Origin of the sequence: Limnohabitans sp., assembly GCF_040401135.1 — a bacterium.
Classification (GTDB): domain Bacteria; phylum Pseudomonadota; class Gammaproteobacteria; order Burkholderiales; family Burkholderiaceae_C; genus Limnohabitans.
The window spans coordinates 70,231-90,877 of sequence record NZ_JBBAOV010000001.1 but is presented as its reverse complement, the minus strand read 5'-3'; the positions used below and the strand labels follow the sequence as shown (position 1 = coordinate 90,877).

Sequence of the window (20,647 nt, the reverse complement as noted above, 5' to 3'; positions counted from 1 at the left end):
AAAGATATTAAAAACTGCTTAGGCTTGGCCCGTGGTCAAGCCAGCGAGAATTCTTGTGCCAGCAACTCATACGAACGGGCCTGTGCAGCAGCGTCATGCGTCCAAGTGATGATGACCACTTCGTCCAGTTGCAAGCGATGGGCCAGCTTGCGCAACTTGTCAGCCACCTGAGACGCACTCCCCACCAAAGCGCCAGCGCGCAACTCAGCTAGGGCTACTTGCTCTGAGGCGTTGTAGTCGCGCACCGCTTGCTCGGGTGGCAGCAAGTCGCCAATGCGTCCCGTGTTGCGGTCCATCTTCCAGCGGGCCCGGCTTTGGAACAAACGCCATGCTTCATCTTCGGTATCTGCTGCCAAAGCCCACACGCAAACGGTGGCACAGGGCTTGGGGTTGCGTTCGCTGGGGCGAAAGTTAGCGCGGTAGAGGTTTAAAGCGTTGTCCACGCCCTGCCCTTCGGTGATGAAGTAAGCAAAGGCATAGGGCAAGCCCAAATGGGCGGCGAGTTGTGCGCCATAGTCAGAGCTGCCCAACATCCATACATCGGGTGAGGTCGAGCCGCTGGGGTAGGCATACACGCCGTGGCCAGGGTGACCCGCGGGAATGGGTTCGCCCGTAGCCCAGGCTTTCAGCTCCATCACTTGCTGAGGGAAGTTGTCTGAAGCATGGCGATCGGGATTGAGAAGCTGAGCGGTACGGCCATCGCTTCCTGGTGCGCGTCCTACGCCAAGGTCGATGCGGCCAGGGGCCAAGGCATCGAGCACTCGAAATTGTTCAGCGACTTTGAGGGGTGCGTAATGCGGCAGCATGACGCCTGCACTGCCCAAACGAATACGCTTAGTGCGGGCGGCAATGGCGGCCATCAATACCTCAGGCGCGGTGCCCACGATGCTGGGGTGGCTGTGGTGCTCGCTCACCCAAAAGCGGTGATAGCCCCAAGCCTCGCACTGAGGGGCGAGGGCCAAGGTTTGGCGAATGGCTGCGTCTTGGCTTCGGCCGGAAGCAGCTGCAGATTGATCAAGGACAGACAGTTTAAACACGGGTTAGAGCATAACTGGCTCTACAAACCCATGCTGTCACACAAGCGCTGGCAACTAGGCTTTAAGCCATCTGAGTGCGTGAGCGGCGGTTGATTTGACGCACCGACATCAGCGCGTCGAAGAAGCCATGCAACCAATCCATGTCGATGGGCTTTTGCAACAGTTGCACACCATCTGGTAAACCGCCTTTGGCATTCACTTCCTCGGCGCTCATGCCGGTCATGACGACCACAGCCAAATTACTAAATAAATTATGTGTACTCAGAGTTTTCAGAAACTCAAAGCCGTCGACATTAGGCATTTTTAAATCGGTCAACAACACTTGCGGCTGCAAACTGGGCATGTCCAACAAAGCTTCCATGGCTGATGCGTACATCACAGTATCCAAAGGCAAGCCCCATTGGTCAAAGTTGGTTTGCAACATCAAACGCGTGCTTTCATCGTCTTCCACTACCAACACACGCAAGCGGTCTTCGCCCTGCATTAAGGATGCGGGAACCAAGTTGTGGCGGCGTTGGTAGTCTTGGATCGACTGCAAAGAAATTCGGCGGTGACCGCCTTGAGTCTTCCATGCTTTGAGGTCACTTTTTTCAACCAAACCTTGGACAGTTCCAACAGAGATTCCCAACATCTTGGCGGCATAACTGGTGCCGCAGTAACCGTCATAGGGCTCTTTGGGTGGAGGCATATTCATTGCAAGTTCCTGTTCTTTTAACTAATCTGAATAAAGTCACACATACATATGTAACTATTTATTTGTATTATATACGCAGCTAAATCGCTTAAAGTGTTAAAAATGATGAAGCGGCACTATCTAACTAAATATGCATCAGTCACAAAAAAGCCCAGCTAACTTTTGGCAGCTGGGCTTTTGCGGGGAAGTGGTGGCTTACTTAAGCGCCTTAAATCGCACGCGCTTGGGTTTGGCACCCTCCTCGCCCAAACGTTTTTTCTTGTCAGCTTCGTATTCTTGGTAGTTACCGTCGAAGAAGACCCATTGGCTATCGCCTTCAGCAGCCAAGATGTGGGTGGCAATACGGTCAAGGAACCAACGGTCATGGCTAATCACCATGACAGAGCCAGCGAACTCCAACAAAGCATCTTCTAACGCACGCAAGGTTTCCACGTCCAAGTCGTTGGATGGCTCATCGAGCAGCAAGACGTTGCCGCCTTCAATCAAGGTCTTGGCCAAGTGCAAGCGGCCACGCTCACCACCCGACAACATGCCAACTTTCTTTTGTTGATCGCCACCGTTGAAGTTGAAGCGGCCGCAATAGGCACGGCTTGCCATTTGGAACTTGCCCACGTTCATGATGTCCAAACCACCCGAGATGTCTTCCCACACGGTTTTGTCATCGTTCAGGTCGTCGCGCGACTGGTCCACAAACGCCATTTTCACGGTTTGGCCAATCTTCACTTCACCGCTGTCTGGCTTCTCTTTGCCCGCAATCAGCTTGAACAAGGTTGACTTACCAGCACCGTTGGGGCCAATGATGCCGACGATGGCGCCCGCAGGCACCTGGAAGCTCAGGTTGTCAATCAACACGCGATCGCCAAACGATTTGCTGACGTTCTTAAACTCAAACACTTCATGACCCAAACGTTCTGCCACAGGAATGAAGATCTCCTGAGTTTCGTTGCGCTTTTGGTATTCGTGATCAGACAACTCCTCAAAGCGTGCCAAACGGGCCTTGCTCTTGGCTTGACGGCCTTTGGGGTTTTGACGCGACCATTCCAATTCCTTCTTCATGGCCTTGCTGCGTGCGTCTTCCGTGCGCTGCTCGGTCGCCAAACGAGCTTCTTTTTGCTCCAACCAAAGCGAGTAATTGCCCTTGTAAGGAATGCCGGAGCCACGGTCCAATTCCAGAATCCACTCTGCCGCGTTGTCCAAGAAATAGCGGTCATGGGTAATCGCCACGACGGTGCCTGAGAAACGAGCCAAAAATTGCTCTAACCAATCCACAGACTCAGCATCCAAGTGGTTGGTCGGCTCATCAAGCAACAACATGTCGGGCTTGGACAACAACAAACGGCACAAAGCCACGCGACGTTTTTCACCACCCGAGAGTTTGCCAATCACGGCATCCCAAGGGGCCAAGCGCAAAGCGTCAGCCGCAATGTCCATCAAATGTTCTGAACCGTCACCAGCGCCTGAGGCTGCAATGACCGCTTCGAGTTGGGCTTGTTCAGCGGCCAAGGCGTCGAAATCGGCATCTTCTTCAGCGTAAGCGGCGTAGACCTCTTCGAGACGCGTTTGCGCGTCTTTGATTTCGCTCATACCGCTCTCGACCGCTTGGCGCACGGTGTGCTCTGGGTCGAGCTGAGGTTCTTGGGGCAGATATCCAATTTTCAGTCCCGCCATAGGCGTTGCTTCACCTTCGATCTCTGTGTCTATGCCGGCCATGATTTTGAGCAAGGTGGACTTGCCTGAGCCGTTGGTACCCAGCACGCCAATCTTGGCACCGGGGAAAAAGGACAAGGAAATGTCTTTCAAAATATGACGCTTAGGCGGCACGATCTTGCCGACGCGGTTCATACTAAAAACGTACTGAGCCATTTGTGTTTCTTTCGGGTAGCGAATGCAATAAAACGATGATTATCCCATCTCGTGCAATCCATGCGACAATCTAGACCGTTGCCGCCGCCAGTTGCCGCAACATCAGCACTTCTGCTGGAGCTTGTTCCAAACACCTCTGTTTGTGATTTTTAGAGCTCATCTGTAAATATCGCCAACCTATAACTGGGTGGCCTTCGGGCCGAGTGGGTTGGTGTCATGCGCTGACATAAGCGCTCCATCATGAAATTTGAAGAATTGAATTTGGCTCCGGCCATCTTAAAAGCCGTACTCGAACAGGGTTACGAAACTCCCACCCCCATCCAAGCCCAAGCTATCCCCGCCGTCCTCGCGGGCCATGACTTGTTGGCAGGTGCCCAAACCGGTACCGGTAAAACAGCGGCGTTCACACTGCCCCTGTTGCACAAGCTCACCATGAGCCGCAGCAAAGAAAACAAATTTGGCGTCTACGGCGTACGCGCCTTGGTCCTGACCCCCACTCGTGAGCTCGCAGCGCAGGTGGAAGAGTCTGTCCGTGGTTACGGAAAATACTTGCAACTCACCTCCACCGTGATCTTCGGCGGCGTGGGCATGAACCCACAAGTGGCCCGCATTAAAAAAGGCGTGGACATTCTGGTTGCCACCCCAGGCCGCTTGCTCGACTTGCAACAGCAAGGTCTGCTCGACTTGTCCACCGTGGAAATTTTGGTGCTCGACGAAGCCGACCGCATGTTGGACATGGGCTTTATCCATGACGTCAAAAAGATCTTGGCCTTGGTTCCCAAAGACAAACAGAGCTTGTTGTTCTCGGCGACCTTCAGCGACGAAATTCGCGAATTGGCGGGTAACTTGCTGAAAGATCCACTCAGCATCCAAGTCACGCCCAGCAACACCACGGTGCAACGCATCACGCAAGTGGTTCACCCTGTGGGTCGCGGCAAGAAAAAAGCTTTGCTCGCCCACATCATTAACGAACACAACTGGAGCCAAGTGCTGGTGTTCACGCGCACCAAATTTGGTGCCAACAACGTGGCAGAGTTTTTGACCAAGAACGGCATCAGCGCCATGGCGTTGCACGGCAACAAGAGCCAAACGGCTCGCACACAAGCCTTGGCAGGTTTCAAGAGCGGCGACATTCGCGCTTTAGTGGCCACCGATATTGCGGCGCGCGGCATTGACATTGACGAGTTGCCACACGTCGTGAACTACGAAATCCCCAACATCAGTGAAGACTATGTGCACCGCATTGGTCGCACTGGTCGCGCTGGGTCTAGCGGCGAAGCCGTGAGCTTGGTGTCGCTAGATGAACAAGGTTTCATGCGCGACATCGAAATCTTCACCAAACAACAAGTGCCCGTGGTGCCAGTGGCCGACTTTGGCCCGGATGCTGACGAAAAAGCCGAACCCATCGCGATGGGCCGTCAAACCTTGTGGGGCGGTATCGGCAAGCCCCCAGGCCGTGACGTGATGGCTGCCGCAGCCAAAGCCGCACGCGGTGAAATGATGCAACGCATTCGCGATACCAAACCCGCTGGCGGTGGTCGCAATGGCGGTGGTGGTGGTCGTGGTGGTCAAGGTGGCCCCTCTGAAGGCCGCGCACCTCGCCCCAGCGGCCATGTGAGCCGTGACCGTGTGGGCGATCGTCCCTCTCGCGACGGCGAACGCGCTCAGTTTGGTGATCGCCCCCCACGCAGCGGCGAGCGTCCAGCACGTGACGGCAATCGTCAACCAGGCCAAGGACAGGGGCCTCGCGCCCCTCGCCAGTTTGACAATCGTGGCCCACGCAACGATGCACCTCGTCCACCGCGTGACTTTGATGCACCTCACGCCCCGCGCCGTGATGATGACGACTTTCAGCCCCGCGCCAACGCGCACTTGGGTACACAAAGCGGCGTGAACGCCTTCGGCCACAAAACACAAGGTGGCGGTCAGCGCCAGCCCGACCCTACACGCACCAGCGTGGACCTCATGACCGAACGCAAACGCGGTGGCGGTGGTGGCGGCTATGGCCGTCGACCTGGCGGTGGCGGTGGCGGTGGCGGTGGTGGTCGCTCTGGCGGTGGCGGCGGCGGCGGCGGCCGATCAGGCGGTGGCGGTTACGGCCGCTAAGTCTAAAGATCCAGCATTAACTCAGCAGTTTTGCTGCGTAAAAAGTTGTTCGAGAAATGATCACTCGACGAAGTCAGTGTTGCGTCCGTTGGGTGCCATGGGCATGATCAGCCCAGCGTGGCAAATCCGCGACAGAGGAATCTTATGTCCCTCGTGACAATAATTCCTTTGAAAAGCACTCTCATGACACAGACAACAACACCTTGGACCACCGACGTGGTCATCATCGGCGGCGGCCCTGTGGGTTTGGGTCTCGCAATTGAACTGGGTCAACGCGGTATCCGTTGTGTGTTGACGGAGCGCTATGAACAAACCCAGCCCATTCCAAGAGGCCAAAACCTCACACAGCGCACCATGGAGCACTTCCACTTTTGGGGTGCAGAAAAAGAATTAAGAGCGGCGCGGACCATTCCGCCTGAATATGGCATCGGTGGGCTCACCGCCTACGGCACGCTGCTGGGGCAATACAACTATGACTGGCTGCAACGCGAACTGGTCAAGCCCTATTACTTCACCGCCAACGAACGACTGCCGCAATACGAGACAGAAAAAGTGCTTCGCCAACGTCTCGCCAAACTGCCGAACGTTCAAACGCTTTTCGGCTGGGATGCGCAAACCATCCAACAAGACGACGATGGCACTACCGTAACCCTCACGCAACGCAACAGCCAAAAGCAACAGGTTATTCGTGCAGATTACGCCGTGGGATGCGATGGCAGCCGATCGAAAACGCGAGAGCAAGCGGGCATCACGCAAACGCTCACTGATCATGACCGCTTAATGGTGTTACTGGTGTTTCAGTCACAAGAACTCCACGAACTTCTGTCGCGCTACCCAGGCAAGTCTTTTTATAACGTTCTGCATCCAGATCTCAAAGGCTACTGGAAGTTTTTTGGTCGAGTCGACTTAGGAAATACCTGGTTTTTCCATGCGCCTGTTCCGCTGGGCACCACCGCTGACAACTTTGATTTCAAGGCCTATTTACATGAAGCAGTAGGGGTCGAATTTGCGCTTGAAATCGAACGCGTTGGGTTTTGGGACTTACGCTTTGCACTGGCCAATACCTACCGAGCAGGACGTATTTTTGTCGCGGGTGATGCTGCACACAGCCACCCCCCTTATGGCGGCTACGGTGTCAACTCGGGTCTCGAAGATGCGCGCAACTTAGGATGGAAGTTAGCCGCCGTATTGCAAGGCTGGGGAGGCAAGCAATTGCTCGACTCCTACGACGCAGAGCGCCGCCCCGTTTTCGCTTCCACCATCAAAGACTTCATTGCCAAATCCATCGACACAGATGGCGACTTTTTGGCACACTTTGACCCCCTACAGGATCTGGCCGCGTTTGAAGCTGCCTGGCAAGAAAGATCTGCAGGGGCAGTAGGAGAGGTGCATGCGTTTGAACCCAACTACGAAGGTTCGCCGATCGTCCATCAGGTTGCGAACAAAGCAGGGATTTGCAGCGCCAAGGGCTCGCATCAATTTAAGGCGCGTGCTGGCCATCACCTCGCCCCCGCCACGTTGCCATCAGGCAAAAATGTGTTCGACCTTTTAGGCTCTGGCTTCACCTTGCTTGGAATTGGAAATCACGCGGAAGACAGCCAATTGCTATCAACTGCCGCCGCTGCGCTGAAAACCCCTTTGACATTGGTGCTCGAGCCCACCGGATCAGAGGCTGATCGCTATGAAGCAACTTGGGTCTTGATACGGCCCGACCAGTTTGTCGCATGGGTCAGCCAAGACGCGCGCATCGATGCCGCCCAAGCACAGCAAGTTTTAGATCTCATCACTGGGGCTCCGTCAGCGCTTGCGTCCTAGGGGGTGAGCCAATAAGCCGTTAAGCCGAAAAGGCCCACGCTTTATTTTTGAGGTGGGAAGCCCATCTTTTGCGGCCACAGATTCATAAAACCGTCGATGCGCACCTCGCCGTAAATACCTGCCTGAGTGAACGGCTCTTGGTTGAGCCACTGCTGCGCATCATCACGCGATTCAAAATCAATGGCCAACAAGCTGCCAACCATTTGGCCTTGCTCATCCGTCAGAGGGCCAGCAAAGGCAATGCGGTCGCTCATCTGTGCCAAATAAGCTTTGTGCTCAGGACGCATCTGCTGACGCAAAACTGCCTGATTAGGCTTATCGATCAAGTGAAAAATATAAATCATGGGTCGCCTATTTCTGTTGAATGAGTTCTGTGTTCGCAACAAACCAATCGGGTACAGCAGGGCCCCACAAATAGAAGGAGTCTTCTGGCGCGTAGTCACCCGCTACCCAGGGTTGATCTGAAGAAATAAAGTCAATGTCTGCCGAATACTCGGCAAAGCTACCCCAAGGATCACGCACGTAATAAAAGTAATTGGAGCCCAACACATGTCGACCAACGCCCCAACCATCGGCGTAGCCTGCATTGCGCATTTGCTCACTGGCCTCGCCCACTTCGTCCACACTGCCCATATCCCAGCTGGTGTGATGCAAGCCTGGCCCCTCTGACTTCACACACGCCAACAGGTGGTGATCGCTGCCGTGCGGCGTGTGCATGAAGGCCACCAAGTCAGCCGAACGGTCCGACAAGCGCAAGCCCAACACGGACTCAGAGAAATTTACCAGCGCAGACACGTCGGGGGTAAACAGCAACACATGCGATAGCCAACGCGGAAAAACGCGATCAACTTGGGTGCGCGCTGGTGCGGATGCTGTTCCGCGCGCTAAACCACGCGCAGGTGCCGCAGGTGTTTTGTGATTAGGAGAGACTTTGTCACTCACCACCAATTGAAAGGGGTGACCGTCTGGCCCGCGCAACCAAATGCCGGGACGCGTCGCCAACGGATGAGGTTCACAACCAATGCCCAGTTGATCAATTTTGGTTTGAAAGGCCGCTTCGTCTTCAGCGTAAATACCAAACGCCAGATACTGCAAAGCTTTGGGTTGCTTGTTTTCAACCACGCGCATCCAGCAGTGCGGGTGGCCCATGGTGAACAACTCAACACTGCGGCCCTCCCGTCGGACGTCCATACCAAAGGCGGTATAAAACTTTACCGCCACGTCAATATCGGGCACGGTAAACACCACGCAATCAATGGAATGAGCCGCCAAAGACGGGCTGCGAGGCATGACAGATGGCGCACCCGATTGATCAGTCATACAACTCTCCTCTTAAAAGTTCAAAGGCCCCAATAGGCAGGTTGATAAATTTAGTTGGGCACGGGGTTCAACACAAAATTGAACTCCAAGGTGTATTCGCCATTAGGTTGCTGAATCCAATCTGTGATCAGGGATTGACGCACGCCGAATACAGCGTCTGAATCTAAGTATTGGTCGTCGTGACGGAACACATGCGTGATGAGGGACTCGTAGCCCGGCGCCTTGATCATGAAGTGCAGATGCGCAGGTCGCCATGGGTGGTTCTTGGTCGCAACCAGCATGTCGCCCACGGGGCCATCGTGCGGAATGGGATAGGCCACAGCCAAGATGGATTTGAAGTAGTAATTGCCTTCGGCATCCGCCTTCAACACACCACGTCCTTGCGAGTGATCTAAGTCCGGCTTTTGCACGTCATACATGCCGTCTTCGTCCGATTGCCATACCTCGATGTGAGCGCCAGGCACGGGCTCGCCATCCAAGCCTTTGATGGTGCCTTTGACAAAACAAGGAGCGCCAATGGCGCCATTACCAACGTCATCGCCTAAGTTGTAGTGGGGAGCATTTTCAACATGGAACGGCCCGACCACAGTGGCCTCAGTGCAGCCATCAGGCTTTTGGTTGTTCATTGCTACCGTCAGCATGGACAAGCCCAAAGTGTCTGAAATCAAAATAAATTCCTGACGCTTGTCATCGGTGATGTGACCTGCACGCGTCAGAAATTTAATGCCTTCCAGCCACTCTTCTTCGGTCAGACGCACCTCGCGTGCGAAATCGTGCAAGTGCTGCACCAAACTGAAAATGATCTCTTTCAATCGAGGGTCAGGCGTGTTGGAAAACCGCTCTAAAACTGCCTGTGTGATTGTGTGTTCGTCTAAATTACGCATCGTATCTATCCATTTAGTTTTTAATCATGTCGTTAGCCTGTCAATGCTTCATCAAAAATTGCAACAGCGCGGGTCCAACCGGCTGAAGCGCCGCGGATCTTGTGCGGGAAGCAACTGATGTAAAAACCCGTCGGAGGCAAACTTTCGAGGTTGTGCAGTTTCTCTAGGTGGCAGTATCCAATGTCACGCCCCGCTTTGTGCCCCTCCCAGATCAGCGACGCATCTTTGGTGTCGCTGTATTTTTGTGCGGTGTGCACAAACGGCGCATCCCAGCTCCAAGCATCCGTGCCGGTTAAGCGAACGCCTTGTTCTAGCAGAAACATGGTGGATTCATACCCCATGCCACAGCCGCTAGAGACATAGTCGGAGGATCCATAACGTGAACCAGCACGCGTGTTGATCACCACGATTTCAAGGGGGCTTAAGGTGTGGCCAATTCGGTGGAGCTCTGCTTGCACATCATTGGCAGTCACCACATAACCATCGGCGAAGTGGCGAAAGTCTAGTTTCACACCGGGTTGGAAACACCACTCCAAGGGAACGTCGTGAATGGCGATGGCTGGCTTCTTATCACCCAAGGCATTGTCCATGGTGGAGTGGAAGTGATAAGGCGCGTCTAAGTGCGTGCCGTTGTGCGTACAGAGTTGAACAAACTCCACTGCCCAACCCTCGCCATCGGGTAAATCTTCTTTTTTTAGACCAGGAAAAAAAGGTGCGATTTGTTGGTAAGTGTTTTCATGCGTGAAATACTCGATCTTGGGCGCGAACGCTGGCGGATCGCTGATGACATCGTTTTCAAGAAAGATTGATAAATCAACAAAATGGCGCGGCATGAATTGACTCCCGTCGTAATTTAAAGCACTTGAACCACTTGCTCGAAACTCAACCGAGGATTGCGCGCAAACAATTTGGTGCTGTCACCGTAGCCCAGGTTGAGAACAAAGTTGGTGGTGTAACGACCGTCTGGAAAAAACTCAGCGTTCACTTTGGCGACATCTAAACCACTCATCGGTCCGCAATCCAAGCCAAGGGCACGTGCTGCGATCATGAAATAAGCACCACTCAAGGTGCCATTGCGCGAGGCCGTGCCAGCAGCCAATGCCGCATTGCCTTCAAACAAGGCTTTGGCATTGGGGTTGTTTGGAAACACGGTAGGCATGTGCTCGAAAAATTGACTATCGGTCGCCACGATAACGCTCACAGGTGCTGAGTTTGTTTTGTCCACATTGCCAGGGCTCATCGCTGGCATCAGTCTGGCTTTGGCCTCAGGGCTCGTCAAAAACACAAACCGCGCGGGTTGACAGTTCATGGACGTGGGGCCCATTTTTGCAATCTCGTATATCTGCTTGAGCAAACTCAACGCAACAGGTTTGTCGACAAAGCCATTGGCGGTGCGCGCATCGTTAAACAAATGATCAATGGCTTCTTTGGAGATACTCATACAAGGCTTCTTTCGGAAAAAGTTAGTAAAAAAACGTTTGACTCATCACAAGTCGATCAATCAAGTGGGTGCCATCTCTCTTTGGGGATGGCAACTATTCCGCCTTGATACCAATGTCACGCACCAGCTTTGTCCAGCGATCAACATCGCGCTTGACCAGCGCACGGGTCTGCTCCGTGTTCAAGGCCATCGGCTTACCGCCGGCCTTGCGAAAAATTTCTTGCAAATCAGGTTGCGCGATCACTTTGGCCAGCTCGCTGCGCAAGCGTTCTTGAATGTCCTGCGGTGTTTTCTTGGGCAAGAAATATCCAAACCATGATTCCAAATCAAGCGGCGCTACGCCACTCTCTAGGATGGTGGGGACGTCTGGGTGCATGGGATTGCGCTCAGTGCCAGACAGCGCGAGCGCCTTGACCGAGCCCGCGTTCACTTGCACGCGTGCGGTTGATGACAAATCGAAAAAGACATCCACACGGCCGCCCAACAAATCCTGATATGCCGCCTGAGCTCCCCGATAAGGCACATGCACCACGTTCACGCCGGCCAAATCCCATAGAGCTGCGGCAAGCACGTGCTGACCCGAGCCGACACCCGCTGAAGCGTAGGTCAGCTTGCCGGGGTTGGCTTTGGCATAGGCCACCAATTCTTTGAGTGAGTTGAACGGTAGGTCTTTGCGGGCCATCAAGGTGTAGCTATAACTGACCGCGAGCCCCACAGGCTCGAAGTCACGCAGGCTGTCGTAGGGCAATTTGTCATACAGCCCCATATTGAGAGCAATGTTGGACACCGAGCCCATGAGCAAGGTGTAGCCATCGGGATCGGCTTTTGCTGCAGCTTCAGTTCCAACAAGGGTGCCGGATCCGGGCTTGTTTTCAACCACCACACTTTGCCCTAAAGACTTGCTCAAACGCTCGGCCAAGACGCGAGCCACGAAGTCAAAACCGCCCCCCGGCGGCTGCGGCACGATGACGCGCAAGGCACGGTTGGGGTAAGCAGTTTGAGCCATGAGGCTAGGGGTCGATCCCAACAAACACATCAAGGGTAGCGCCTGCACAAGGCATCGGCGCTTAGAGTCCACCAAAGAAGTACGCATCTCAATCATGACCGTTACCTTTCAAAAAATGTAATTTAGCTACCGACTCAGCGCTCCAACTCGCCGCCCAATAACCAGCGCGCACCGCGTTGGTAAAGCGCCTCAACCACAGGGCCCTTCAACATGGGCATGTCCATCTTGACCTTGTAACCAATACGCGTTTGGATATAGGCCAAATGGCGATAGCCCTCAGGAAAATTAGCAAGCGCAGCTGTGTCGAGCTTTAGCATGGCGGATGAATCCACAGGATCTATGCGATCCTTTTCATAAATGGGCTGACGGTGCAGCAATTTCCATTCACCGTTGTGACGGATCACAAAATCATAAAAACGGCCGGTACACACCACATCGCACAGCACCGGACCGTTCTCACCTTCCACCATGCCGCGCTGAGAAATGGTCATCTTGGTTTGCGCAATTGCGCGGTCTCCCGCCACCTCCACCGCAGAGCCTCCTAAAAAATGCAAGATGCTCACACCCTTAGCCCAGCCCTCTTGTGTCACGCGAATGAATTCGGCAAAGGGGCCCTGAAACCAAGTAGCCATCATCACACCCTCAGGATGCCAAACCGTAGCAAAGCGCTCCCAGTCGCCCGCGTCACGCCACACAGCCCAGCGCTCGACCATCTGGCGGATTAACAACTCGTCATTCATCGCGTTGCTCATAACTTGAGTCCCATAAAAAAATGATCAATCTGCCGATATCTGCTTGGTGCGAATAACCGTGCCCCATCTTGGGTAGTCTTTAGCCACAATCGCAACCAACTCATTGGGCGTGGAGGCGGAGGCGTCCATGCCCGCCTTACCCAAAATATCTTTGACTTCGGGCTGGCGCAAGATGGCTGCCATCTCGGTGTTCAAACGGGTCACCACTGCCGCAGGTGTTTTGCTGGGCACAAAAAAGGCGTACCAAAGGTCCACGTCAATTCTGTTCACGCCTAACTCTTCAAATGTTGCCACTTCGGCAGCGACAGGATGACGCTTAGGGCTACCCACAGCCAAGGCATTTAAACGGCCACTTTTCACAAAACCTTGGGCGATGTGAACGGGTAAAAAGCCCACATTCAGTTCGCCACTCAACAGGTCCTGGGTGTAACCCGCCGAGCCTCGGTAGGGCACATGCAGCATGAAGGTGCTGGACTCGAGCTTGAACAACTCCATCGCCATATGGTGTGGGGTGCCCACGCCGGGCGAGCCAAAGCTGATGCCACCCGGTTTGGCCTTGGCTTCTTTGATCAGATCAGTCAAAGACTTGATGCCAGTTTTGGGATTCGCCACCAACATCAGCGAACCATAAGCCGCCATAGAAACAGGCGCGAAGTCTTTGGTCGGGTCAAAGCTAACGTTTTTGTACATCTGAGAGGCCATCAACATGGTGTTGGCTCCCATCAAGACGGTGTAGCCATCGGGGCTGGATTTGGCCACCGCATCTGCACCAATGTTGCCGCTGGCACCCGGCTGGTTTTGCACCACCACAGGCTGGCCTAAGCGTTCACTCAAACGGGGGGCGACTACGCGCGCAATGGTGTCCATGCCCGTGCCGGGGGTGAACGGCACGATGATCTTGAGGGTTTGAGTGGGATAAGCACTTTGCGCTGCTGCGCCTAAGCTAAAGAGCCCCATCGCAGCAAGAGCGAGGGTGGCCAGTTGTCGACGATCAATGTCATTCATGAAACGGTCTCCTGAAAATATCAAACTCAAGCGGCTGAAGACGCTGGGGGAATTTTGAACAAGCGCTCTGCGTTGTCTTGAAAGAAGGCTTTACGCACCTGAGGCGCCATGTCGAGGCCCTCCAACATAGCCACTTCTTCGGGCGCGTATTGGTAGGGGTAGTCCATGGCGTAGAGCACACGGTCAGGCCCCATAAAGTCTTGGGTGAATTTAATTGCTGCCCCCCAAGCCACACCGCTGTTGGTGATATGAAAGTTCTCACGCAGGTAGTCGCTGGGCTTGCGCTTGATGGGCTGCACGCTGGGGTAGCGGTTGGACTTGACCGTTGCTGCATGCATGTAGTCAAGTCGGTAGGCCCAAAACGGCAGTGCTTCACCCATGTGGCCCAAAATGATTTGCAACTTGGGAAAGCGGTCAAACACACCCGAGGTGATGAGGCGCAAAGCATGCAAACCCGTCTCCACACCAAAACCATAAATTGCCCCGTCTAATCCCGCTTCAATGAAGTGCTGAATCATGCTGGCGGGCATGGCATTAGGGTGCAAATAGATAGGCGTGTCCATTGCCTCAGCCGCTTCAAAGATGGGCCAAAACTTTTGATCTGACAAATACTCGCCTTGGGTGTGCGAGTTAATCACCACCGAATGCATGTTGAGCTGATTCACACCGCGCTGAATTTCTTTAGCAGCGTCAGCAGGGTCTTGGGGGGCCACAGCAATCATGCCCACCAAACGGTCGGGGTGGCGGCGCATGGCATCCGCCAAGATGTCGTTGGCCACAGGGGCAAATGCCACCGCCGTGTCTTTGTCCATGATCTGCACGCCCGGAGAAGTCAAGCCAATGACTTGCACATCCACGCCCGCCTCGTCCATGTGCTGCAAGCGCAGTGCATCCAAATCAGTCAAACAGCGCATGATGTGTGTGGCACGTTCGCTGGGGCTGCTCATGTAAAAGCCCATCAGGTGTTTGAAGCCCGGATCGACATCGTCTTGCTTCAAAATGCGTTTGTAAATATCCAACATTTCGGGCGGAGAAAAAGCCTCTTCGGTGGCGATTCGCCGATAGGGCCGACTAGGCAAAGGCGACGAAATGATGCTCATGGCTCCCTCAAATTAATTGGCACTCAGGCACTGGTGTTAGCAAAGCCCGTTCTGCATAGAAGGCTTGCAAATTACCGAGGGTCAATGCTGCCATGGCTTGACGTGTTTCCACTGTCGCGCTGGCGATATGCGGTGTTAACACTACGTTAGGCAAGCGGCGTAACTCCGGATCGATGATGGGCTCATCCCAAAAAACATCTAAGGCAGCACCCGCAATGGTTTTGTCTTTCAAAGCTTGCACCAGCACGGGCTGGTCGACCACCGATCCGCGCGCGATATTAATAAGATAACCCTTGGTGCCCAAGGCTTGCAGCACCGAAGCATCGATTAAATTTTGGGTGCCATCTCCGCCAGGTACGGCCACCACCAGGTAGTCAACTTGTGCAGCCAATTCTGTTACTTTTTCATAAAAGGTGTAGGGCAAGTCAGCCTTGGCTTCGCGCCCGCAGTAAGCGATGCGCATGTCAAATGCAGCCGCGCGTTTGGCAATGGCGCGGCCAATGCGTCCCATTCCCACAAGCCCCAAGCGTGCACCCGACACTTGGTGCATCAAAGCAAACTCATCGTCCACCCAATCGCCGTTACGTACAAATTTATCGGCTTGCGCAATGCGCCGCCCAATGGATAGCAACAAACCAAATGCCAAATCAGCCACGTCGTCTGTCAGCACGCCTGGCGTGTGCGTAACGACAATGCCTTTTTCTTTGGCCGCAGCCACATCCACCCCGTCGTAGCCCACGCCACAAATGGCAATCAGCTTCACCTGAGGCAGCATCATCAATAATTTTTTATCGACCTTAGCTGCACCAGTGCCCACGATGGCCGTGACTTTGCTCAAGGCCCCCGGGTCTTTGATGTGAGTGTGGTCGTGCACGATGTAGTCGGCCTCGTGCAACGCATTCATCATGAACGGTGGCAAGGGCGAGACTTGCAAAATTTCTTGAGTCATGGCGTGATTCTCCATTTGCCTTTTATATCTCCCTGACTCTACCTTTGGATTGGATAACATCAATAGCTATGACTGAAGGCCCCCCTCTCCTCGACATTGCTGGCTCTGTGGCCACCCTGACCCTTCGCCGCCCCTCGTTGCGCAACAGCTTGACCGACGAAGACCTCAACACCTTGCTGGCCCACTTTGACACCCTCAACCGCAACACCGCCCTGCAAGTGGTGGTGTTGCGGGCAGACACCTCAGGACAGCCAAACGCAGTCTTCAGCGCTGGCTACAACGTGGGCGGCTTTGACAACGACCCCATGGCACCGCTGTTCTTTGAAAAAATTCCCGAAGCTTTGGAGTGCTTACGTCCCGTCACGATTTGCGCCTTGAACGGCAGTGTGTATGGCGGCGCCACCGACTTGGTGCTGGCCTGCGACTTCACCGTGGCGCAACGCGGTCACACTTGGCGCATGCCTGCAGCCGCGCTGGGCTTGCACTATTACCCTAGCGGTTTGCGCCGCTATGTCAGCCGCTTGGGCTTGCAAGCCAGCAAACGTGCATTTTTACTTGGGCAGCCTATGCCCTATGAAGCCCTAGACAAGCTTGGGTTTTTTGAAGCCTTGGTGCAAGCCGATGAATTTGAGAACGCAGTAAACAACTTAGTCTGTCGCCTCAACGCCATGGCCCCCTTGGCTTTGGCCACTACCAAAAAAAGCTTAAATGAAATTGCGGCGGGCTTGTACAGCGAGCCCTCGCTTAAAGAACGCGCACGCCGATCCGTTAATAGCCAAGACTTTGTCGAAGGTCGCGCGGCGTTTACCGAGCGACGCGCTCCCAAATTCACGGGCAAGTAAAACGCGGGTGTGCCTTATGCGGCGTTGTCGCAAAAAAAGGGAGCCAAATGGCTCCCTTTTTTTTGATGTGGCTCACAAACGAAGCCAAGGCTGAAATTAAGCCTTCTTGGCGTAAGCCGAGCACCAACCTTTACCGGCCACTTGCTTGCCAGCAAACAAGGGGCAACCACCGGCTGCGTCGCTGGCCTTGCCTTGGTACAAAGCACAATTGCTGCACAACTGACCTGCGGCGTATTTGGGCTGCTTGGTTTTGTCTACCTTGGTGGCGTCAGCTTTGTAGCTCAAACCCACAGCTTGTGGATCGGCTTCGTTCACCATGGCTGCTTGCGCAGAAGCTGTTGTTGCGAAAGCAGCAACGCCTGCAGCCGACATGGTTTGCATCATGAATACGCGACGGTTGGTTGGTTGGTTCATCAATGTCCCCTAAAGAAATTTGGAATTGGGCCAGAAAATGCTGGACACGAAATTTTAACTGGACAATATACCCCGCGATTGATCGACATCAAATCACGGGCATTGGCCCCAATTCAAAAGCGCTATCCTTAAGTTTATGAATGACATAGCCAACTTACGCAAAAGCTACGAACGCGCCGAACTCAACGAGTCAGCGTCAGCTGCAGACCCCATCCAACAGTTTGACCTCTGGCTGAAAGAAGCCATCTCCAGCCAACTGCCCGAACCCAACGCCATGACCTTGGCTACCGTAGGCAGCGACTTGCGCCCCAGTACGCGTGTGGTGCTGATCAAGGGCTACGACGCGCGCGGCATGGTGTGGTTCACCAACTACAACAGCCTCAAAGGGCAGCAACTGGCGGGCAACCCTTTTGCGGCACTTCAATTCCACTGGGTCGAACTTGAGCGCGTGGTGCGCATCGAAGGCCGGGTGGAGAAAATCAGCGACGCAGAGAGCGACGCCTATTTCAATAGCCGTCCTCTCGATTCGCGCATCGGTGCATGGGCCAGTCCGCAAAGCCAAGTGATTGAGGGCCGCGGCACCTTGGTGGCCAATGCTGCCAAATACGGCGCACAGTTTTTGTTGCAGCCGCCACGACCACCGCACTGGGGTGGCTACCGATTAGTGCCCGAGCAGTGGGAGTTTTGGCAGGGTCGCAAAAGCCGTTTACATGACCGCTTGCGTTATCGCCAAACGACGGATGGCCATTGGATTCGCGAGCGACTGGCGCCATAAAACAAAAGCGGCAATTAGGCCGCTTTTGCTTTGGGTGCTACAAAAACTTAAAAGCTCACTTGAGCGCCAACCTTCAAGCTACGTCCCGCTATGGGCGGCGCATTGGTACCCAATGTCTGCGTCAACACAGAAGTTGACGAATACGCCAACTTATTGGTGAGGTTGTCGAGCTTGGCAAACAACAACCAATGCGTCGGGCCGCTGTGGGTGTGAAAGGTCAGGCCCGCGTTCCAAAGCGTGTGGCCGGCGGTGCTGATGCCTGGAGCAGTGCCGTTGTTGGGCACGCGGTTTTGAGCGGCGGCATGCATGAACCCAAAACGTGCACCCCACGCGTTGCGTGACCACACTGCGTCAGCGCCCACACGCATGGGGGCGATGCGGGGCATGGGGCTGTTGTGAGTCAAGTCTTGGGCGCGCACCACGTCGGCACGCAACTCAAGATCCATCGCGCCGTGTGCACCGTTGGATGTCAGAACGGCATCTTGGCCTGCCACCATGCGGATTTTGGCGGTGGATTCGATGCCGTAGAAACGGGCACGGACGCCTTGGAATTGATAGTCAGGCGTCCCGCTGACGAAGCTATCTGTTCCCGTGGGTTGCAAAGATATGTAATTGGAAAACTGCGAAGCAAATCCAGTGATGCCAAATTTGTGCGCCCCTTGTTTCCACTCACCGCCAACATCGAGCTGCATACCTTTTTCTAGACCGATGCTGGGCTGACCAATTTCATACGTGGCGGTTGCCGCATGTTCGCCATGCGCAAACAGCTCATAGTCTTTGGGAGCACGCTGGCTCGCACTTAAGTTGGTCGTGAGCTGCCAACCATTTTTCGCCTCGCCTTGACGGAGGTTGCGCATGGCACCGACCGCAAAGTTGAGAGGTTTAAATTTTTGGGTTTGTGCCAAGTTAACTTGATGCGCCTCTAGGGACTGAACCTCCACATCTTCAACGCGAGCACCCGCACTGAGCTGACCCCATGATGTTTTCAAAGCTTGATAAGTAAACACCCCCGTGCTGCGCGTTCGACTGGGTGGCAAAAGCGTGTTAGCGCCATCATCGGCCTTGGCTTGCAAATTGTTACGCTCACTTTGAATGCCAACGACCCCATCCAACTGCAGCCCATTGCTCAAACGCATGGTGCGTTGACGCCCCTCCAAACGCAGGTCATAGCCTCTATTTTTGAACGTTGACTCTGGGTTGCCCGCATCAAATTCGGTGTGCGTGTAATTAGTACTTCCGATCTGAAACTTCACATCCTGGAACGCACCCACCTCACGCAACAGCCCCTCCATCACATGATGGCGGCGCACCATACCGATGCGCACCGTGGGTTCTGCCACCGTGCCGTAGGTGCTGCGGTACTCACTGGTCGACAAACCCAAGTAACCACGGTCAAATAGCAGAGTGCCACCCACCGCGCCACCTTTGCTGTCGCTGGCCGAGTTACACACGCGGCGGCCGTTGGATGGGCCACCCTCACCACAGATCATGTCTTTAGGCACACGCAAGTTTTGGGTGCTGCGCTCAAACGCATCCACATGCAACACAAATTTGTCATTGCCCGCCTCCACCATCGCGCCCTTGCTACGCTCGTCGGCTGCACCACCAGCACGCACTTCGGCTTTGCCCATCACGCCGCCTTTGGCGTCAAACGTGCGCTCGCGTGCGATGCGGTTGTCGATTACGTTCACCACGCCGCCAATGGCGCTGCCGCCATACAGCAAGGTGGCGGGACCCCGCAGCACTTCTATGCGCTCCGTGGTGAGGGGGTCAATCGGCACAGCATGGTCGTTGCTCAGGCCTGACACATCCATGTTGGCACCGCTGTTTTGCAAAATGCGAATGCGGTCGCCGTCCATGCCACGAATCACAGGTCGGCCCACATTGGGGCCAAAGGAGCTGTTGGCAATACCAGGCAAGTTGTCGAGTGTTTCTCCCAGGGTGCTGCCTTGGCGCTGGGTCAGTGCTGCACCTGACAGCTGCTGGGCAGGCACCATCAAGTCGCTGCGCTCCAAGCTGCGTGCAGTGATGGTGACTTCATCCAAGCGATGGGCATCCTCTGTTTGTGCCCAAACATCGCCCAGCGTGATGGAGAAAAATGAATAAGCAGCAGCGGCCACGGCGCTGCGTTGAAAAACGTGTGTCATATTAAGGTTCCTGCAAGGCATCTATGAAGCCTCCAATGTGTTTTGCAAAGCCTTTCCAGCGCGCCAGCGATGAAGCATGGCGAGCTGGCTCAAAGTTCAAAGCAAAACAGCAGGGGGCCCTCGGGCCGCGTAAAAACGCTCAAACAGCGCAAAGCGTTCGTGCAAGGTTGCCGCGAGCCAACTGATGGCGGGCATTACGGTCATCACTAGCAAAACAGGGATGTGCAAGGCATCTGGACAACTTTGGTCAAACAGCTGACAGTCCACCGCGTTGCTGTGCCCGCCCCATAGACGCTCCAAGCTGGTGAACACGCCGGGGTTTGCAGTGGCTGCTGTTTCAGCGTCAGAGACAGACGCCTCCGCAGGGTGCGCGTTGTGCGCATGCGCCACCCTATGCACCACGCCCAAGGTTTGCACCAACACCAAAGCGGTGAGCAGCGCCGACAACATATGCCGCCAAGTGCGCAAGCTCAGAGCCACAGGCAGAGGCAGAGGCA

20 protein-coding genes are annotated in these 20,647 nt (G+C 54.7%); 4 read left to right on the top strand and 16 right to left on the bottom strand.

What is annotated here, in order from left to right; translation table 11 throughout:
- Positions 1 to 35: 35 nt before the first annotated feature.
- From ABWP81_RS00425 to ettA, 3 genes are all read right to left on the bottom strand, one after another.
- A complete protein-coding gene (locus ABWP81_RS00425) occupies positions 36 to 1,037 on the bottom strand; it encodes an LLM class flavin-dependent oxidoreductase (protein ID WP_353138148.1) in 1,002 nt (333 codons plus the stop codon).
- Positions 1,038 to 1,098: 61 nt separating this feature from the next.
- Entirely contained in the window at positions 1,099 to 1,731 is a 633-nt protein-coding gene (locus tag ABWP81_RS00420; protein ID WP_353133265.1) for a response regulator, read from the bottom strand.
- Between the two features lie 195 nt (positions 1,732 to 1,926).
- Entirely contained in the window at positions 1,927 to 3,594 is a 1,668-nt protein-coding gene (ettA, locus tag ABWP81_RS00415) for an energy-dependent translational throttle protein EttA (RefSeq protein ID WP_353138145.1), read from the bottom strand.
- 240 nt (positions 3,595 to 3,834) lie between these two features.
- Between ettA and ABWP81_RS00410 the strand changes: the two genes are divergently transcribed.
- Together ABWP81_RS00410 and ABWP81_RS00405 are read left to right on the top strand one after the other, a co-directional pair.
- Entirely contained in the window at positions 3,835 to 5,700 is a 1,866-nt protein-coding gene (locus ABWP81_RS00410) for a DEAD/DEAH box helicase (RefSeq protein WP_353138142.1), read from the top strand.
- A gap of 183 nt (positions 5,701 to 5,883) precedes the next feature.
- Positions 5,884 to 7,515, top strand: coding sequence for an FAD-dependent monooxygenase (locus tag ABWP81_RS00405; protein WP_353138139.1), 1,632 nt, complete (start codon positions 5,884 to 5,886; stop codon positions 7,513 to 7,515).
- A gap of 41 nt (positions 7,516 to 7,556) precedes the next feature.
- On the opposite strand, the gene ABWP81_RS00400 is transcribed toward ABWP81_RS00405, so the two are convergent.
- The 10 genes from ABWP81_RS00400 to ABWP81_RS00355 all read right to left on the bottom strand — a co-directional run bounded on the left by ABWP81_RS00400 (position 7,557) and on the right by ABWP81_RS00355 (position 15,972).
- Entirely contained in the window at positions 7,557 to 7,859 is a 303-nt protein-coding gene (locus ABWP81_RS00400) for a YciI family protein (RefSeq protein ID WP_353138136.1), read from the bottom strand.
- A gap of 7 nt (positions 7,860 to 7,866) precedes the next feature.
- Entirely contained in the window at positions 7,867 to 8,835 is a 969-nt protein-coding gene (locus tag ABWP81_RS00395) for a VOC family protein (RefSeq protein ID WP_353138133.1), read from the bottom strand.
- 50 nt (positions 8,836 to 8,885) lie between these two features.
- Positions 8,886 to 9,719 (bottom strand): intradiol ring-cleavage dioxygenase, encoded by an 834-nt coding sequence (locus tag ABWP81_RS00390; RefSeq protein WP_353138130.1) that lies wholly within the window; start codon positions 9,717 to 9,719, stop codon positions 8,886 to 8,888.
- 32 nt (positions 9,720 to 9,751) lie between these two features.
- Positions 9,752 to 10,552 carry a cyclase family protein gene (locus ABWP81_RS00385; protein ID WP_353133244.1) on the bottom strand — a complete coding sequence of 267 codons (801 nt, stop codon included), beginning with the start codon at positions 10,550 to 10,552 and terminating at the stop codon, positions 9,752 to 9,754.
- Between the two features lie 20 nt (positions 10,553 to 10,572).
- On the bottom strand, positions 10,573 to 11,160 hold the full coding sequence (locus ABWP81_RS00380) for a malonic semialdehyde reductase (protein ID WP_353138127.1): 588 nt from the start codon (positions 11,158 to 11,160) through the stop codon (positions 10,573 to 10,575).
- A gap of 94 nt (positions 11,161 to 11,254) precedes the next feature.
- On the bottom strand, positions 11,255 to 12,166 hold the full coding sequence (locus ABWP81_RS00375; RefSeq protein WP_353138124.1) for a Bug family tripartite tricarboxylate transporter substrate binding protein: 912 nt from the start codon (positions 12,164 to 12,166) through the stop codon (positions 11,255 to 11,257).
- 134 nt (positions 12,167 to 12,300) lie between these two features.
- On the bottom strand, positions 12,301 to 12,918 hold the full coding sequence (locus ABWP81_RS00370) for a nuclear transport factor 2 family protein (protein ID WP_353138121.1): 618 nt from the start codon (positions 12,916 to 12,918) through the stop codon (positions 12,301 to 12,303).
- Between the two features lie 24 nt (positions 12,919 to 12,942).
- Entirely contained in the window at positions 12,943 to 13,923 is a 981-nt protein-coding gene (locus ABWP81_RS00365; RefSeq protein WP_353138118.1) for a Bug family tripartite tricarboxylate transporter substrate binding protein, read from the bottom strand.
- A 26-nt stretch (positions 13,924 to 13,949) separates the two neighbouring features.
- Positions 13,950 to 15,023 (bottom strand): amidohydrolase family protein, encoded by a 1,074-nt coding sequence (locus ABWP81_RS00360; protein WP_353138115.1) that lies wholly within the window; start codon positions 15,021 to 15,023, stop codon positions 13,950 to 13,952.
- 7 nt (positions 15,024 to 15,030) lie between these two features.
- Positions 15,031 to 15,972, bottom strand: coding sequence for a 2-hydroxyacid dehydrogenase (locus ABWP81_RS00355; protein ID WP_353138112.1), 942 nt, complete (start codon positions 15,970 to 15,972; stop codon positions 15,031 to 15,033).
- 68 nt (positions 15,973 to 16,040) lie between these two features.
- Here ABWP81_RS00355 and ABWP81_RS00350 point away from each other — a divergent pair, with 68 nt between their 5' ends.
- Complete coding sequence (locus ABWP81_RS00350) at positions 16,041 to 16,814, top strand: enoyl-CoA hydratase-related protein (RefSeq protein WP_353138109.1); 774 nt, start codon at positions 16,041 to 16,043, stop codon at positions 16,812 to 16,814.
- A gap of 96 nt (positions 16,815 to 16,910) precedes the next feature.
- Here the strand turns inward: ABWP81_RS00350 and ABWP81_RS00345 are convergent, their stop codons facing one another.
- Positions 16,911 to 17,228 (bottom strand): high-potential iron-sulfur protein, encoded by a 318-nt coding sequence (locus tag ABWP81_RS00345; protein WP_353133220.1) that lies wholly within the window; start codon positions 17,226 to 17,228, stop codon positions 16,911 to 16,913.
- A 136-nt stretch (positions 17,229 to 17,364) separates the two neighbouring features.
- Between ABWP81_RS00345 and pdxH the strand changes: the two genes are divergently transcribed.
- A complete protein-coding gene (pdxH, locus tag ABWP81_RS00340) occupies positions 17,365 to 18,003 on the top strand; it encodes a pyridoxamine 5'-phosphate oxidase (RefSeq protein WP_353138106.1) in 639 nt (212 codons plus the stop codon).
- A gap of 47 nt (positions 18,004 to 18,050) precedes the next feature.
- On the opposite strand, the gene ABWP81_RS00335 is transcribed toward pdxH, so the two are convergent.
- On the bottom strand, positions 18,051 to 20,150 hold the full coding sequence (locus ABWP81_RS00335) for a TonB-dependent receptor (RefSeq protein WP_353138103.1): 2,100 nt from the start codon (positions 20,148 to 20,150) through the stop codon (positions 18,051 to 18,053).
- A 96-nt stretch (positions 20,151 to 20,246) separates the two neighbouring features.
- A partial coding sequence (locus ABWP81_RS00330) for a hypothetical protein (protein WP_353138100.1) occupies positions 20,247 to 20,647 on the bottom strand: 401 nt, incomplete at its 5' end.

Bases quoted from the DNA above. Each gene is read 5' to 3' on its own strand.
- pdxH (WP_353138106.1), top strand. From the start codon at position 17,365: ATGAATGACATAGCCAACTTACGCAAAAGCTACGAACGCGCCGAACTC.
- ABWP81_RS00365 (WP_353138118.1), bottom strand. From the start codon at position 13,923: ATGAATGACATTGATCGTCGACAACTGGCCACCCTCGCTCTTGCTGCG.
- ABWP81_RS00355 (WP_353138112.1), bottom strand. From the start codon at position 15,972: ATGACTCAAGAAATTTTGCAAGTCTCGCCCTTGCCACCGTTCATGATG.
- ABWP81_RS00375 (WP_353138124.1), bottom strand. From the start codon at position 12,166: ATGGCTCAAACTGCTTACCCCAACCGTGCCTTGCGCGTCATCGTGCCG.
- ettA (WP_353138145.1), bottom strand. From the start codon at position 3,594: ATGGCTCAGTACGTTTTTAGTATGAACCGCGTCGGCAAGATCGTGCCG.
- ABWP81_RS00380 (WP_353138127.1), bottom strand. From the start codon at position 11,160: ATGAGTATCTCCAAAGAAGCCATTGATCATTTGTTTAACGATGCGCGC.
- ABWP81_RS00360 (WP_353138115.1), bottom strand. From the start codon at position 15,023: ATGAGCATCATTTCGTCGCCTTTGCCTAGTCGGCCCTATCGGCGAATC.
- ABWP81_RS00345 (WP_353133220.1), bottom strand. From the start codon at position 17,228: ATGAACCAACCAACCAACCGTCGCGTATTCATGATGCAAACCATGTCG.
- ABWP81_RS00420 (WP_353133265.1), bottom strand. From the start codon at position 1,731: ATGAATATGCCTCCACCCAAAGAGCCCTATGACGGTTACTGCGGCACC.
- ABWP81_RS00335 (WP_353138103.1), bottom strand. From the start codon at position 20,150: ATGACACACGTTTTTCAACGCAGCGCCGTGGCCGCTGCTGCTTATTCA.
- ABWP81_RS00410 (WP_353138142.1), top strand. From the start codon at position 3,835: ATGAAATTTGAAGAATTGAATTTGGCTCCGGCCATCTTAAAAGCCGTA.
- ABWP81_RS00390 (WP_353138130.1), bottom strand. From the start codon at position 9,719: ATGCGTAATTTAGACGAACACACAATCACACAGGCAGTTTTAGAGCGG.
- ABWP81_RS00400 (WP_353138136.1), bottom strand. From the start codon at position 7,859: ATGATTTATATTTTTCACTTGATCGATAAGCCTAATCAGGCAGTTTTG.
- ABWP81_RS00385 (WP_353133244.1), bottom strand. From the start codon at position 10,552: ATGCCGCGCCATTTTGTTGATTTATCAATCTTTCTTGAAAACGATGTC.
- ABWP81_RS00350 (WP_353138109.1), top strand. From the start codon at position 16,041: ATGACTGAAGGCCCCCCTCTCCTCGACATTGCTGGCTCTGTGGCCACC.
- ABWP81_RS00395 (WP_353138133.1), bottom strand. From the start codon at position 8,835: ATGACTGATCAATCGGGTGCGCCATCTGTCATGCCTCGCAGCCCGTCT.
- ABWP81_RS00405 (WP_353138139.1), top strand. From the start codon at position 5,884: ATGACACAGACAACAACACCTTGGACCACCGACGTGGTCATCATCGGC.
- ABWP81_RS00370 (WP_353138121.1), bottom strand. From the start codon at position 12,918: ATGAGCAACGCGATGAATGACGAGTTGTTAATCCGCCAGATGGTCGAG.